Origin of the sequence: Rathayibacter sp. AY2B5, assembly GCF_002931645.1 — a bacterium.
Taxonomy (GTDB): Bacteria; Actinomycetota; Actinomycetes; order Actinomycetales; family Microbacteriaceae; genus Rathayibacter.
In genome coordinates this window covers 274,671-287,170 of the sequence record NZ_PSUE01000001.1, presented here as the reverse complement: position 1 = coordinate 287,170, position 12,500 = coordinate 274,671, and the positions used below count along the sequence as shown (strand labels likewise).

Genomic DNA, 12,500 nt, shown 5'->3' with positions numbered 1-12,500 from the left:
CGTGCATCCGCCGGATCGCCTCCGGGGAGGCGTCGGGCGTCGGTGCATCCGGTGGCCGTCGGGAGCTCCGAGCAACGGGTCTGGGACCCGGTCGCAGCATCCCCGGCGTGCGGGTGCGGCGCCAGTCTACTCCTCGGGGCGGTCCGGTCGGCGCTCCGCCGCGCGGACGGTCGCGCTCGTCGTCATTCCGGGGTCGGGACGCGGATCACGAGACCCGCCGCCACGAAGACGCCGACCGCGGCGAGGCTCAGCGAGAACCAGATCGCGTCCGGGAACGCGAACGGCAGCACCGGGTTCCACAGCACGAGCACGGGGACGAGCCCGATCAGCCAGAGGAGTGCGCGCGCCTGGATCGCGAACCAGCCGATGACCGCCGCGAGGATCGCGACCGGGTAGCGGATGAAGTCGTAGGCGTCGGAGCCGACGAGGGCGAGCCCGGCCAGCAGCACGATCGCGCCGAGGATCCCGGGCGCGAGCGCCATGCGGGCGCGGTCGCGCGAGGGGTAGCGGGCGGCGGTCGCGCGGGACGGCTTGCGGGTGCTCACCCCTCGATCGTAGGCGCGCATACCCCGCCCGGGTACCGCCTGCGGCGCGTAGGCTGGAGGAGTGATCGAGGACCTCAAGAAGCGCTCGCTGCACCGTGCCCGGATCCTGGGCGGCCAGATGCGCGGCCTCGAGCGGATGATCGAGAACGAGGACTACTGCGTCGACATCGTCACGCAGTCCCTCGCGATCCAGAAGTCGCTCGGCTCGCTCAACAAGCTCATCGTCGAGAACCACCTCCGCACGCACATCACCGCGATGTTCGAGGAGGGCGGAGACGCCCGCGAGGCGGCCATCGCCGAGCTCGTGAAGATCTTCGAGCTCTCCAACAACCGCTCGTGACCGCCGGCCTCGTCGCCGCGGCGCGGGTGCGCCCGCTGCTGCTCGACGGGGGCCTGGGCACGGAGCTGGAGGCGCAGGGCGCCGCGGTGGACTCCTCGCTCTGGAGCGCCCGGGTCCTGCTGGAGGAGCCCGGCCGGGTCGTCGCCGCGCACCGCGCCTTCGCCGAGGCGGGCGCCCGGGTCGCGGTGACCGCGAGCTACCAGGTGTCCGCGAGCGGATTCGCAGTCGCGGGGCTGGCCCCGGGCCTCGTCGAGCGCGCCCTCCGGGAGAGCGTCGACCTGGCCCGGCGCGCGCAGAGCGGCTGGGTCGCCGCCTCCGTCGGCCCTTTCGGTGCGAGCCTCGGCGACGGCTCCGAGTACCGCGGCGACGACGGCCTCACCGTCGGCGAGCTCGCCGCCTGGCACCGCCCGCGCCTGGAGACCCTGGCCGCGGCCGGGCCCGACCTGCTCGCCGTCGAGACCATCCCGTCGGTGCGGGAGGTGCGGGCCGTCGTGAAGGCCCTCGCGGGCTCCTCGGTCCCCGCCTGGATCTGCGTGAGCGGCCGTTCGGGCCGCACCGCGGCCGGCGAGCCCCTGGCCGAGGCGCTCGCCGTCGCCGCCGCCTCCGAGGAGGTCGTCGGCGTGGGAGTGAACTGCTGCCCGCCCGGCGACGTCGCCGAGGCGGTCCGCATCGCCCGCTCCGTCACCGGCAAGCTGGTCGTCGTGTACCCGAACAGCGGCGAGGAGTGGGACGCCGTCGAGCGTCGCTGGGCAGGCGACGCGGCCTTCGACCCCGCGCTGGTCGCCTCCTGGCGCGCGGCGGGAGCGGATCTGATCGGCGGCTGCTGCCGCGTGGGACCTGCGGCGATCGCTGCCCTCGGACGAAGCCTGGAGGAGGAGTCGTGACCACCCTGAGAGCCGTGCGCGGCGACCTCACCCGCGAGCACGTCGACGCGATCGTGAACGCGGCGAACTCGTCGCTCCTCGGCGGCGGCGGCGTCGACGGCGCGATCCACCGCGCGGGCGGACCGGAGATCCTCGCCGAGTGCCGCCGGCTCCGCGGGACCGAGCTGCCGGACGGCCTGCCCGCCGGCTCCGCGGTCGCCACGACCGCCGGCCGCCTCCCCGCCCGCTGGGTCGTGCACACCGTCGGTCCCGTCCACTCGCGGTCGGAGGACCGCAGCGCCGTCCTCGCCTCGGCCTACCGCGAGTCGGTGCGCACCGCCGTCGGTCTCGGTGCGCGGACGCTCGCCTTCCCGGCCGTCTCGGCGGGCGTCTACGGCTGGCCGATGGACGACGCGGCGCGCATCGCGGTGGAGACGGTCCGCGAGGCGACCGCGGACGGCGCACTCGACGAGGTCCGGTTCGTCCTCTTCTCCGCGGACGCCCTCGCGGCCTTCGAGGCCGCCCTGGCCGCGGAATGACGGAAGGGGAGCCGACCCTGCGGTCGACTCCCCCTCCACGGTGCTGCGCTAGGCCGTCTTCGGCCGCGCGAACTCGTCATAGGGCAGCGTGATCGGGCGGGTCCGCGGAGGCATCCGCACGACCGCCTCGAGCGCCGGGCCCAGTGCCTCGCGCCAGGCGCGGTAGCCGTCCTCGTTGAGGTGCAGGCCGTCCGGCGAGTACTGCTCGAGCAGTCCGCCGTCCTCGCCCGCGAGCACCGGCCACAGGTCGAGGTAGCCCGCGTGCGCCGTGGGCGCGAACTGCCACAGGTGGCGGTTGATCTCGCGGATCTGCGGCGCGAACTCGTGTCCGCGCGGCAGGACCGAGGTCACCAGGATGCGCACGTCCGGGAGGTCGCGCCGGAACGTCGCGACGATCGTCTCGATGTTGCGCACGACGTGCTCCGTCGTGCGGTGCCAGGCGAGGTCGTTGGTGCCGATCAGCAGCACCACCGTGTCCGGCTCCTGCGCGACCAGCTCGGCGAGCCGCGCGACGACGTCCGCCGTGGTGGCCCCTCCGACTCCCTCGTCGACGACCGTCGACTCCGTCAGCCACTCGCCCCAGGCTCCCGCCTGGATGATGCTGTCCCCGATGAAGAGGACCTTCCCCAGCTGGAGTCCGCGCCCCGCGTCCGTACTCGACCGTTCGCTCATCGTGCTCCTCTCGTCGGCGTCCCGGGCGGCCTCGCCGCCGCCGGACCCCTCCATTGTCACCGCTGCACCCGGCGCCCGCCAGGGGAGCGCTCGTCGCCGGAGTCCGGCAGGTCGGCCGCGGTGGCCGTGATGCGGTTGGCCATGCCGTTGAAGATGATGCCGTGGAAGGGCAGGATCGCGAACCAGTAGAGCCTGCCCGCGAGGCCCTGCGGGAAGAACACCGCGCGCTGCGTGTAGACCGAGCCGCCGTCTCCGGAGGGCTCGGCGCGCATCTCGAGCCAGGCCCCGCCGGGCACCTTCATCTCGGCGCGCAGGCGCAGGAGCTTCGGCCGCTCGATCTCCTCGACGCGCCAGAAGTCGAGGGCGTCGCCGGCGTGCAGGCGCGCGGAGTCGCGGCGCCCGCGCTGCAGGCCCACTCCCCCGACGAGGCGGTCCATCCAGCCGCGGATCACCCACGCGAGCGGGAAGGAGTACCAGCCGTTGGTGCCGCCGATGCCCTCGATGACGCGCCAGAGCTTGGCCGGGTCGGCCTGGGTGCGGCGCTCCTTGAGGTCCACGTAGACCGTGTGGCCGGCCCACTCCGGGTCGCTCGGCAGCGGATCGCTGGGAGCGCCGACGACCTCCGCGTTCTGCCAGCTCGTCTCGATCTCGCCCGCCTGCATCTTTCCCAGCGCGAGCCGGACGGCGCGGCGGTAGGAGGTCAGCCCGCCCTCGGGGTCGGGGATGAGCGCGTGGATGTCCTGCTCGTGCACGACGCAGTCGTACTGCAGCGAGGCGATGATGGGCACCGCGAGCGAGCGCGGGATCGGCGTGACCAGGTTGACCCACTGAGAAGCCAGCCACGGGGTGAACACCGGCAGGGACGCGATCGGCCGCTGCGGGAGCCCGGCCTCGACCGCGTAGCCGTTCATCATCTGGCCGTAGCGGAGCACGTCGGGCCCGCCGATGTCGAAGGTGCGGTTGAGCGTGGCGTCCTCGAGCGACGCGGAGCCGATCAGGTAGTGCAGCACGTCGCGCACGGCGATCGGCTGGATGAAGTTGCGCACCCACTGCGGCGCGGGCATGTACGGCAGCACGTCGGTGAGGTGGCGCACCATCTCGAACGAGGTCGACCCGGAGCCGATGATCACGCCCGCCTGCAGGGCGATCGTCGGCACTCCCGACTCCATCAGGATCCGGCCCACCTCAGCGCGCGAGCGGAGGTGCTTCGAGAGCTCCTGGCCCTCGGGGTGCAGGCCGCCGAGGTAGACGATGCGGCCGACGCCGGCCGACTCCGCGGCCGTGGCGACGTTGTGCGCGGCGCGGCTCTCGACCTCCTCGAAGTGGGCGTGGTCGTTGCCCGAGCCCATCGAGTGGACGAGGTAGTAGAGGACGTCGACGCCCTCGACCGCGGCCTCCAGCGACTCCGGATCGCCGAGATCGCCCTGGGCGACCTCGACCTCCTCCGCCCACGGCACGTCGACCAGCTTGCGCGGGTCGCGCACCAGGACGCGCACCCGGAAGCCCGCCTCGAGGAGGCGCGGCGTCAGCCGGCCGCCGATGTATCCGGTCGCGCCGGTGACGAGCGCGAGGGGGCGCGCCGAGTCGGAGGGGGTTTCGCTCATGCGGCCACGGTACGCCGATGGCCCCGGGACCTCTCCCGCTGGTGCGGGCCCGCGGCCCCTGCTAGGCGGCGCCCGGCATCCCGCTCAGTCGATGCCGAGGACCTCGCGGACCTGCACCACGTCGTGGTTCATCTGGCGGATGAGGGGCTCGACGCCCTCGTAGGCGACCTGGCCGCGGATCCGGCCGACGAACGCCACGTCGACCACGCGGTCGTAGAGGTCGAGGGTGTCGAGCGTCTGATCGAGCACGTACGCCTCGACCTGCTTGGGCGGCACTCCGACGAAGGTCGGGTTGCTGCCGACCGAGATCGCGGCGGGATGCGTGACGCCGTCGGTGGTGAGCCGGCCCGCGTAGACGCCGTCGGCCGGGATCAGGCCCTGCGACTGCGGCGAGAGGTTCGCGGTCGGGAAGCCCAGCTCGCGGCCGCGCTTCGCTCCGTGCACGACCACGCCGCGGACGACGGGCTCGTGCCCGAGCAGGCGCGTCGCGTGCTCCACGTCGCCCTCGGCCAGCAGCTCGCGGATCCAGGTGGAGGAGACGCGGCGCCCGTCCTCGGGCCGCACGTCGTCGATCAGCTCCACCTCGAATCCGTGCTGCCCGCCGAGCACGCGCAGCAGGTCGACGTCGCCCGCTCCCCGGGCGCCGAAGCGGAAGTCGGAGCCGACGAGGACCACGCGGGCCTCGAGCGCCTCCACCAGCACCTGCTCGACGAACTGCTCGGGCGAGAGCGCCCGGAACGCCTCGTCGAAGGTGAGCAGCAGCGTCGCGTCCACGCCGGTCCCGGCGAGGAGCTCGAGCTTCTGCTCGTTGCCGACCAGGACGGGCGGGCACTTCTCCGGCGCGATCACGCTGAGCGGATTGCGGTCGAAGGTGACGACGACGGCGGCGAGCCCCTGCTCGCGGGCCCGCTCGTGCAGCCGGCCGATGACGGCCCGATGCCCGGAGTGGACGCCGTCGAACTTGCCGATCGTGACGGCGGAGGGTCCGATCCCGGCCAGGTCGCCGGGGCGGGTCTCGACGCGCATCAGGCGGCCGCCCGGGCCGTGCGCCGCCCCTGCACGCGGAGCCACCAGAGACCGAGCACGGGCAGGACGAGCGGGATGAGCAGGTAGCCGGCGCCGAAGGCCGCCCACACCGTCGACTGGCGCCCGAACGGGTCGGCGCTCGCGAGCCCGAGGAGCTGCGGAGCGAGGAGGCTGAGCGCGCCGACCACGAGCACGCCCACCAGCTCGAAGGTGATCGTCACCCACGCGACCCGCTGCCAAGCGCGGCCCGGGACGATCAGGGCGACCGTCGCGACGATGTACACGACGGCCGAGAGCGCCGAGAGCGAGAACGCCAGCGGCGCCTCGTCGAACCGGTCGATGATCTGGAAGACGGAGCGCCCCGTCGCGGCGAGCGCGAGGATCCCGTAGACCACGACCAGGAGGCTGCCGATCCCGCGCGAGCGGGCGGAACGGGTCGGCTCTCCGCTCCCGGGGGCTGAGGGGACTGAGGGGTCGTGAGCGGCCCGTCCGGACGCATCGCTGGCTGGTTTCGACATCGCACGTCCATGCTAGGCGCTCGCCGGGCCGGGCCCGGTGGCGGGCCCGATCAGGCGCTCTGGAAGAACCAGATCTGGTGCATCCGGTAGACCATGACCGCGATCGAGAGGCAGGCGACGCCCAGGATCACGGTGCTCCAGCGGCTCCGCTCGATGAGCGCCCAGAACCCGGCAGCGAGCGGCAGGAGCAGCGCCGAGATCAGGTAGATGTAGTACTCCGGCAGGCTCCCCGACGGGCGGTTGCCGACCAGCGGCGACACGATCGCGACCGCCAGCTGGACGATCAGCAGCAGCTCGACGATCGCCGTCGCGCCGACCGAGACGTCCGAGGGACGGCGGGCGAGCAGCCCGAGCACGAGGCAGAGCAGGCCGGCCGCGACGGCGATCCCCACCTGGAGGATCGTGAACCACTCGATCACGAGGCGGCCGTCCGCAGGTCCTCGGTCGGGAAGTTGACGACGCTCTTGAGCTGGGTGCCGCGCCGCTCGGCGAGGCCGATCAGCCGCTCCCCCGGGCCGACCGCGGCGAGGAGGCCCTTCGCGCCCGCCACCGCCTCCGGGGCCGGGATGCGCTTGCCGTTCGCGAGATCGCCCGCCTCCTGGGCGTCGAGGCGCAGCAGGGGGAACAGCTCGCCCGCCACGAGCGTCGGCGGCAGGAGCGCGGCGGGGACGTCGAGCTCGTCGATCTCGCCGGCCTGGGCCACGGAGAAGGGGCCGACCGCGGTGCGCCGCAGCGCGGTCAGGTGGCCGCCGACTCCGAGGGACGCGCCCAGGTCGCGGGCGAGCGCGCGGATGTAGGTGCCGGAGGAGCAGGTGACGCGCACGTCCAGGTCGAGGAACCCCTCGACCGGGCGGCTCGCCAGGACGGCGAACTCCGAGACGGTCACGGGGCGGGAGGCGAGCACGACCTCCTCGCCGTCGCGGGCGCGGGCGTAGGCGCGGCGGCCGTCCACCTTGATCGCGCTGACCGTGCTCGGGACCTGCTCGATCGCTCCGGTGAGGGCCGCGATCGCGTCGGACACCGACTCCGGGGCGAGGGCCGCGACGAGGGCGGGCTCCGCCGAGGCGAGCACCTCGCCCTCCTGGTCGTCGGTGGTGGTGGAGGAGCCCAGCCGGATCGTCGCCTCGTACTGCTTGTCGAGGCCGACGAGGTAGGTGAGCAGGCGCGTCGAGGGGCCGAGACCGAGGATCATCAGCCCGGTCGCCATCGGATCGAGCGTCCCCGCGTGGCCGACCTTGCGGGTCCCCGCGCGGCGGCGGGTCCGCGAGACGAGGTCGTGGCTGGTGATGCCGCCGGGCTTGTCCAGCAGGAGGATCCCGTTCGGAGCCGGGGCGGGGGTCTCGAGCACGGGTGCGAGGATACACGGACGGATCGGGAGTACCCCCGGGGTGGAGCCGGAGCCCTCGCCCGCCCGTCCTAGGCTGTCCGGATGAGGATCGCAGTACTCGGAGCAGGCGCCGTCGGCGGCACCATCGCCGCCCTTCTCGACCGCGCCGGGCACGACGTCGAGGTCACCGCCCGAGGCGACCACCTCACCGCGATCCGCCGGTCGGGGATCCGGCTCGACGGGGCGTGGGGCGAGCACACCGCCTGGGTCCGCTGCGGCGAGTCCCTCGACCTGGTGCCCGATCTCGCCTTCGTCTGCACGAAAGCGCAGGACGCCGAGGACGCGCTGCGCACCAACCGCCGCACGGTCGACGGCACCCTCGTCGTCGTCGTCCAGAACGGACTGGACGGACTCACCGCGGCGGCCCGGCAGGTGCGCGACGCCCGGCTCGTGGGTGCTCTCGCCCTCTTCGCCGCGAGCCACCTCGAACCCGGCCGGGTCACCGTCACGGCTCCTGCCACGACCACGCTCGGCGTCCCCGGCCGCCCGGCCGACGACGACGTCCGACGGGCCGCCGCCGTGCTCGGCGAGGCGGTCCCCACCGCCGTCACCGACGACTTCACCGGAGCGCAGTGGACGAAGCTGCTGATCAACGAGGTCAACGCCCTGCCCGCGATCACCGGGCTCTCGGTCCAGGAGACGATCGACGATCCGGGGCTGCGGCGCGTCCTCGCCCGGTCGATGCGCGAGGCCGCCCGGACGGGCCTCGCGTCTGGCGTCCGCTTCGGCTCGCTGCAGGGACTCTCGAACACGTCCGTCCGCGCCCTGGCCGCCGCTCCCCTGCCCCTGGTCGAGCTGCTCCCCCGCCGGATGGCCGCGCGGATGGGCGAGGTGCCGAACCCCGGGTCGACGCTGCAGAGCGTCCGCCGCGGAGTGCCGAGCGAGATCGACCACCTGGCCGGGGCCGTGGTCCGCACCGCTCACCGCGGCGGGCGTGAGGCACCGGTCAACCAGCTGCTGGTCGACCTGGTGCACGAGGTCGAGCGGGCGGGCGCCTTCGTGCCGCCGGCTGAGGTCGTGCGCCGCGCCGCCCTGGTCTGAGCCCGCGGCCCTGTCGGACGGATGCCGCCCGCGGCGGCGGCCTCCGTCCCGAGGCTCAGCAGGAGTCGGCGAAGAGGCGCCGGGGCTGCTCCGGGTCGCGGATGTCGACGAGGATCCCCGCCAGTCGGCGCGGATCCGTCGTGGCGCGGTACGCCGCGTCCACCGGCGGCTCCTGCGTGTCGAGGCGGATGCTGGTGCTCCACGCGCCGCGCAGCTCCGGCCGGAGGGCGAACTCGCCGTCGACGAGCAGCACCGCGTCGCGGCCGGCGGTCCGCCAGCGCGCCTGCCGCGCCTCGTCGCGCACCGCGTCGAAGCCCGCGAGCACGAACCCGGTGCTGCCGCCGAGGGTGAACGGATCGAGCAGCACGCGGCGCAGGAGCTCGTAGTCGTACCCGGCCGCGTAGGAGCGCTGCTCCTCGGGCACGGCGGGGTCGTCCCGATCGGCGCGGGGACGTCGGAAGTCGGTGAGGTGCGCGACGATCGCGTCCTTGCCGGCCCGGCGGAGCGCCTCCGCGAGGTCGAGCGCGAACGCCGCGCTCACCGCGGGGTCGTCGCCGTCGATCCCGACCTTGACCCGTCCGCGCCCGTAGTTGTGCAGCACCTCCGCCGCGAGAGCGTCGAGCACATCGGCCTTCTGCGGAGCCCACCTGGTCATCCGCCCACGATACGCGCCGCCGCCTAGTGTGGGCTGATGCCATCCGACCCTCTCGCCGACGCGATCACCGCCTGGTTCCACGCGAGCGCCCGCGACCTGCCGTGGCGCCGAGAGGGGTTCCCCGCCTGGGGCACGCTCGTCAGCGAGTTCATGCTGCAGCAGACCCCGGTGGTCCGCGTCGTCCCGCGTCTGGCGGAGTGGCTGGAGCGCTGGCCGACACCCTCCGCGCTCGCCGCCGTCCCGCCCGGCGAGGCGGTGCGCGCCTGGCAGTCCCTGGGCTACCCGCGGCGGGCCCTGCGCCTGCACGCCTGCGCCGTGGCGATCGCCGAGGAGCACGGCGACGTGGTCCCCGACGACGTCGAGACCCTCCTCGCGCTGCCCGGCATCGGCGACTACACCGCCCGCGCCATCGCCGTGTTCGCCTACGGGAGGCGGCACCCCGTGGTCGACACCAACGTCCGCCGGGTCCTCGCGCGCGCGGTCGACGGAGCGGCGGAGCCCGGTCCGCCCCGCGCGAGGGCCGACCTCGCCGCGATGTCGGCGCTGCTGCCCGAGTCGCTCTCCGAGGCGGCGGCCTTCAACGCGGGCGCGATGGAGCTGGGGGCGATCGTCTGCACCGCCCGCGCTCCGCGCTGCGACGAGTGCCCGATCCGCGACCTCTGCCGCTGGCGGGCGGAGGGGTACCCCGAGCACACCGGGCCCGTGAAGGCGAAGCAGAAGCGGTTCGAGGGCTCGGACCGCCAGGTCCGCGGCCTCATCCTCGCCGAGCTGCGCGCCGCGCACGGCCCGGTCACCGCGGCCGAGGTGGAGTCTCTCTGGCCGGACGCCGACCAGCGCGGTCGCGCCCTGGCCGGGCTCCTCGCCGACGGCCTGGCGACGGGCGGCCCGGAGGACGGCTACCTCCTCCCCGGCTCCTGAGGGCCCGTCGACCGCCGTCCGCGTCGGAGGAGGCGGGTAGGGTCGGCGCCGTGACCGGTCGCCGCCTCCGCCTCCCCCGCCCCGACGCCGCCGTCGAGCGCGCCCTCGACGTCGACCTCGCCCAGGACGTCCAGCGCGCCCTCGCCGCGGTCCGCGTCGAGAACGACATGCCCGGCCCGTTCCCGCCGGCCGCGCTGGCCGAGGCCGAGCACGCGGACGCCGGAGCGGACGACGAGGACCGCGTCGACCGGACGGACCTCCCCTTCGTGACGATCGACCCGCCCGGCTCGCTCGACCTGGACCAGGCCCTCCACCTGGAGCGCACGTCGGAGGGCGTCGTCCTCCGCTACGCCATCGGGGACGTTCCCGCGGTCGTCCGCACCGGCGGGGCGCTCGACGCCGAGACGCGCCGCCGCGGCCAGACCTACTACCTCCCGGACGGCCGCGTCCCGCTGCACCCCGCGGTCCTCTCCGAGGGGACCGCGTCGCTCCTGCCGGACGAGACGCGCCGAGCGCTGGTCTGGACGCTGACCCTCGACGAGCGGGCGGAGCCGCGCTCGGTGCACCTCGAGCGGGCGCTCGTCCGCAGCGTGGCCCGGCTCGACTACGAGGGCGTGCAGCGCAGCGTCGACGCGGGCGATCCGCACCCCTCCCTCGCCCTCCTCCCCTGGTTCGGACGCGAGCGCCTGGCGCGCGAGGCCGAGCGTGGAGGAGCGAGCCTGACGCTGCCCGAGGAGGAGATCGTCGCCGCCGACGGCGGCTACCGGGTCGAGCGCCGCGCTCCCCTGGCCGTCGAGGGCTGGAACGCCCAGGTCTCGCTGCTGACCGGTATGGCGGCGGCGACGATGATGCTCGACGCGGGGGTGGGCATCCTCCGGACCATGCCCGAGGCCGACCCCGCCACCGTCGCGGCCTTCCGCTCCCGAGCCGCGGCGCTCGGCGTCCCGTGGCCCGAGGAGGAGGCCTACGGCGCCTACCTGCGCCGCCTCGACACCGCCGACCCCGCCCAGCTCGCCATCATGTACGCCGCGGCGAGCCTGTTCCGCGGCGCCGGCTACACCGCCTTCGACGGCGCCCCGCCGGAGCATCCCGAGCAGGCGGCTCTCGCCGCGCCGTACGCGCACGTCACCGCGCCGCTGCGGCGCCTGGTCGACCGGTTCGGCCTCGCCGTCTGCCTCGCGGTGTCCCGCGGCGGAACGATCCCGTCGCAGCTGCGCGAGGCGCTGCCCCTGCTCCCGCCGCTCCTCGCCGCGAGCGACCGCCGGGCCGGAGCCGCCTCCCGTGCGGCGACCGCGATCGTCGAGGCCGCCGTCCTCCGCGGCCGCGAAGGAGCCTCCTTCAGCGGGATCGTCGTCTCCTCGACGCGCACCCGCTCCTCGGTCCAGCTGCTCGACCCGGAGATCACCGTCGACGTCCCGGCCCCGCTCGAGCCGGGAGCCCGTGTCGTCGTCGTCCTGGAATCGGTCGACGTCGCCACGGGCTCCGCGGTGTTCGCGCTCGGCGCCTAGTCCTCGTCGTCCTCGCGGGGCTTCACGTAGGGGTCGGCCTCGCCGGCGTAGTCCGCCTGAGCGGCGAGCGACTGCACCTGCGAGTCCTGGCTGCGCGCGGCGGCGAGCAGATCCTCGATGTGCTTCGCGTTCTCGGGCACCGCGTCGAGGATGAACTCGAGCGACGGCGTGAGCCGGGACGTGATGTTCCTGCCCACCTCGGTGCGGAGCATGCCGGTGGCGGCCTTGAGGGCCGCGGCCGAATCGGCGCGCTCCTCATCGGTGCCGTAGACCGTGTAGAACACCGAGGCGTGCTGCAGGTCGCCGGTCACCTGGACATCGGTGATGGTGACGAAGCCGAGGCGCGGGTCGCGGAGACCGCGCTCGAGCCGCTTCGCGACGATCACCTGGATACGTTCGGCGAGCTTCCTCGCCCGGGCCGGATCTGCCATGGCTGGTCCTCACATCTCTCTCGGCGAACCGTTCAGCTCGCCATTCAACCACTCTCCGCCCGGACGACCGGTCGCGTCCGAGGGGGCCTTGCTTCTGGGGCGTGATGCCCCTCGACCGCGCGTCTGCGACGGCGCGGGTGGGGTGCCTCCTCGCGGCTCCCTGATCCTCGGGGACCGGGGTGGGAAGGCTCAGGTGCTGGATCGGGAGCCGGACATCGCCCGCAGGCTCGCTGCTCACGAGCTGCTCGCTCAGCGGGCGCACCCACCGAGACGGGAGCGCCTGATCTTCGACGGCCTTCCACGCCCGAGGTGCGGAAGCGCCCTCTGGAGGGTGCGCACCTCCGGGACACGGGCCGCCCCCGATTCCTCCCGCAGGGCGCGAGAGGACGAGAGTCCCCTCCCGATCCCGCACGAACAGCGCCGTGAGACGCCGGAAGGCCCGGGCGGACCCGG

15 protein-coding genes are annotated in these 12,500 nt (G+C 74.4%); 6 read left to right on the top strand and 9 right to left on the bottom strand.

Annotated elements, in window-relative coordinates:
* Positions 1 to 182: 182 nt before the first annotated feature.
* Entirely contained in the window at positions 183 to 545 is a 363-nt protein-coding gene (locus C5C30_RS01275) for a DUF6804 family protein (protein ID WP_258059290.1), read from the bottom strand.
* Positions 546 to 606: 61 nt separating this feature from the next.
* Between C5C30_RS01275 and C5C30_RS01270 the strand changes: the two genes are divergently transcribed.
* From C5C30_RS01270 to C5C30_RS01260, 3 genes are read left to right on the top strand one after another with little or no spacing between them, the layout of a single operon-like run.
* The gene (locus C5C30_RS01270) at positions 607 to 885 is read left to right on the top strand and encodes a metal-sensitive transcriptional regulator (RefSeq protein ID WP_104223062.1); all 279 of its coding nucleotides are present in this window, start codon (positions 607 to 609) and stop codon (positions 883 to 885) included.
* Positions 882 to 1,769: a homocysteine S-methyltransferase gene (gene mmuM, locus C5C30_RS01265; protein ID WP_104333017.1), complete on the top strand. Its 888-nt coding sequence runs from the start codon at positions 882 to 884 to the stop codon at positions 1,767 to 1,769. Before C5C30_RS01270 ends, mmuM begins: the two co-directional genes overlap by 4 nt.
* Positions 1,766 to 2,287, top strand: coding sequence for an O-acetyl-ADP-ribose deacetylase (locus C5C30_RS01260; protein ID WP_104225600.1), 522 nt, complete (start codon positions 1,766 to 1,768; stop codon positions 2,285 to 2,287). The genes mmuM and C5C30_RS01260 overlap by 4 nt, the downstream gene beginning before the upstream one ends.
* 48 nt (positions 2,288 to 2,335) lie before the next feature.
* Here the strand turns inward: C5C30_RS01260 and C5C30_RS01255 are convergent, their stop codons facing one another.
* The 6 genes from C5C30_RS01255 to truB form a co-directional block, all read right to left on the bottom strand.
* Entirely contained in the window at positions 2,336 to 2,959 is a 624-nt protein-coding gene (locus C5C30_RS01255) for a GDSL-type esterase/lipase family protein (protein ID WP_104225671.1), read from the bottom strand.
* Positions 2,960 to 3,015: 56 nt separating this feature from the next.
* Positions 3,016 to 4,563 (bottom strand): SDR family oxidoreductase, encoded by a 1,548-nt coding sequence (locus C5C30_RS01250; RefSeq protein WP_104333016.1) that lies wholly within the window; start codon positions 4,561 to 4,563, stop codon positions 3,016 to 3,018.
* Between the two features lie 84 nt (positions 4,564 to 4,647).
* The gene (locus C5C30_RS01245) at positions 4,648 to 5,589 is read right to left on the bottom strand and encodes a bifunctional riboflavin kinase/FAD synthetase (protein ID WP_104225670.1); all 942 of its coding nucleotides are present in this window, start codon (positions 5,587 to 5,589) and stop codon (positions 4,648 to 4,650) included.
* Positions 5,589 to 6,107, bottom strand: a complete 519-nt coding sequence (locus C5C30_RS01240) for a hypothetical protein (RefSeq protein ID WP_244229447.1) — start codon at positions 6,105 to 6,107, stop codon at positions 5,589 to 5,591. The genes C5C30_RS01245 and C5C30_RS01240 overlap by 1 nt, the downstream gene beginning before the upstream one ends.
* Positions 6,108 to 6,157: 50 nt before the next feature.
* On the bottom strand, positions 6,158 to 6,526 hold the full coding sequence (locus C5C30_RS01235) for a hypothetical protein (RefSeq protein WP_104223058.1): 369 nt from the start codon (positions 6,524 to 6,526) through the stop codon (positions 6,158 to 6,160).
* Entirely contained in the window at positions 6,523 to 7,455 is a 933-nt protein-coding gene (gene truB, locus C5C30_RS01230; RefSeq protein WP_104223057.1) for a tRNA pseudouridine(55) synthase TruB, read from the bottom strand. Before truB ends, C5C30_RS01235 begins: the two co-directional genes overlap by 4 nt.
* Positions 7,456 to 7,536: 81 nt before the next feature.
* On the opposite strand from truB, the gene C5C30_RS01225 reads away from it, so the two are divergent.
* On the top strand, positions 7,537 to 8,535 hold the full coding sequence (locus C5C30_RS01225; RefSeq protein ID WP_104249600.1) for a ketopantoate reductase family protein: 999 nt from the start codon (positions 7,537 to 7,539) through the stop codon (positions 8,533 to 8,535).
* A 55-nt stretch (positions 8,536 to 8,590) separates the two neighbouring features.
* Here C5C30_RS01225 and C5C30_RS17925 read toward each other — a convergent pair whose 3' ends face one another.
* Positions 8,591 to 9,190, bottom strand: a complete 600-nt coding sequence (locus tag C5C30_RS17925) for a hypothetical protein (protein WP_258065749.1) — start codon at positions 9,188 to 9,190, stop codon at positions 8,591 to 8,593.
* 36 nt (positions 9,191 to 9,226) lie between these two features.
* Here C5C30_RS17925 and C5C30_RS01215 point away from each other — a divergent pair, with 36 nt between their 5' ends.
* Both C5C30_RS01215 and C5C30_RS01210 read left to right on the top strand, forming a co-directional pair.
* Positions 9,227 to 10,108, top strand: coding sequence for an A/G-specific adenine glycosylase (locus C5C30_RS01215; RefSeq protein WP_104333015.1), 882 nt, complete (start codon positions 9,227 to 9,229; stop codon positions 10,106 to 10,108).
* Between the two features lie 50 nt (positions 10,109 to 10,158).
* Positions 10,159 to 11,616 carry an RNB domain-containing ribonuclease gene (locus C5C30_RS01210; RefSeq protein WP_258065748.1) on the top strand — a complete coding sequence of 486 codons (1,458 nt, stop codon included), beginning with the start codon at positions 10,159 to 10,161 and terminating at the stop codon, positions 11,614 to 11,616.
* On the opposite strand, the gene rbfA is transcribed toward C5C30_RS01210, so the two are convergent.
* The gene (gene rbfA / locus C5C30_RS01205) at positions 11,613 to 12,047 is read right to left on the bottom strand and encodes a 30S ribosome-binding factor RbfA (RefSeq protein ID WP_104223052.1); all 435 of its coding nucleotides are present in this window, start codon (positions 12,045 to 12,047) and stop codon (positions 11,613 to 11,615) included. The two genes, C5C30_RS01210 and rbfA, sit on opposite strands and share 4 nt — an antisense overlap.
* Between the last annotated feature and the right edge of the window lie 453 nt (positions 12,048 to 12,500).

Coding starts and splice junctions, on each gene's coding strand:
- C5C30_RS01245 (WP_104225670.1), bottom strand. CDS start 5,589: ATGCGCGTCGAGACCCGCCCCGGCGACCTGGCCGGGATCGGACCCTCC.
- C5C30_RS01255 (WP_104225671.1), bottom strand. CDS start 2,959: ATGAGCGAACGGTCGAGTACGGACGCGGGGCGCGGACTCCAGCTGGGG.
- rbfA (WP_104223052.1), bottom strand. CDS start 12,047: ATGGCAGATCCGGCCCGGGCGAGGAAGCTCGCCGAACGTATCCAGGTG.
- C5C30_RS01240 (WP_244229447.1), bottom strand. CDS start 6,107: ATGTCGAAACCAGCCAGCGATGCGTCCGGACGGGCCGCTCACGACCCC.
- C5C30_RS01250 (WP_104333016.1), bottom strand. CDS start 4,563: ATGAGCGAAACCCCCTCCGACTCGGCGCGCCCCCTCGCGCTCGTCACC.
- C5C30_RS01215 (WP_104333015.1), top strand. CDS start 9,227: ATGCCATCCGACCCTCTCGCCGACGCGATCACCGCCTGGTTCCACGCG.
- C5C30_RS17925 (WP_258065749.1), bottom strand. CDS start 9,190: ATGACCAGGTGGGCTCCGCAGAAGGCCGATGTGCTCGACGCTCTCGCG.
- C5C30_RS01225 (WP_104249600.1), top strand. CDS start 7,537: ATGAGGATCGCAGTACTCGGAGCAGGCGCCGTCGGCGGCACCATCGCC.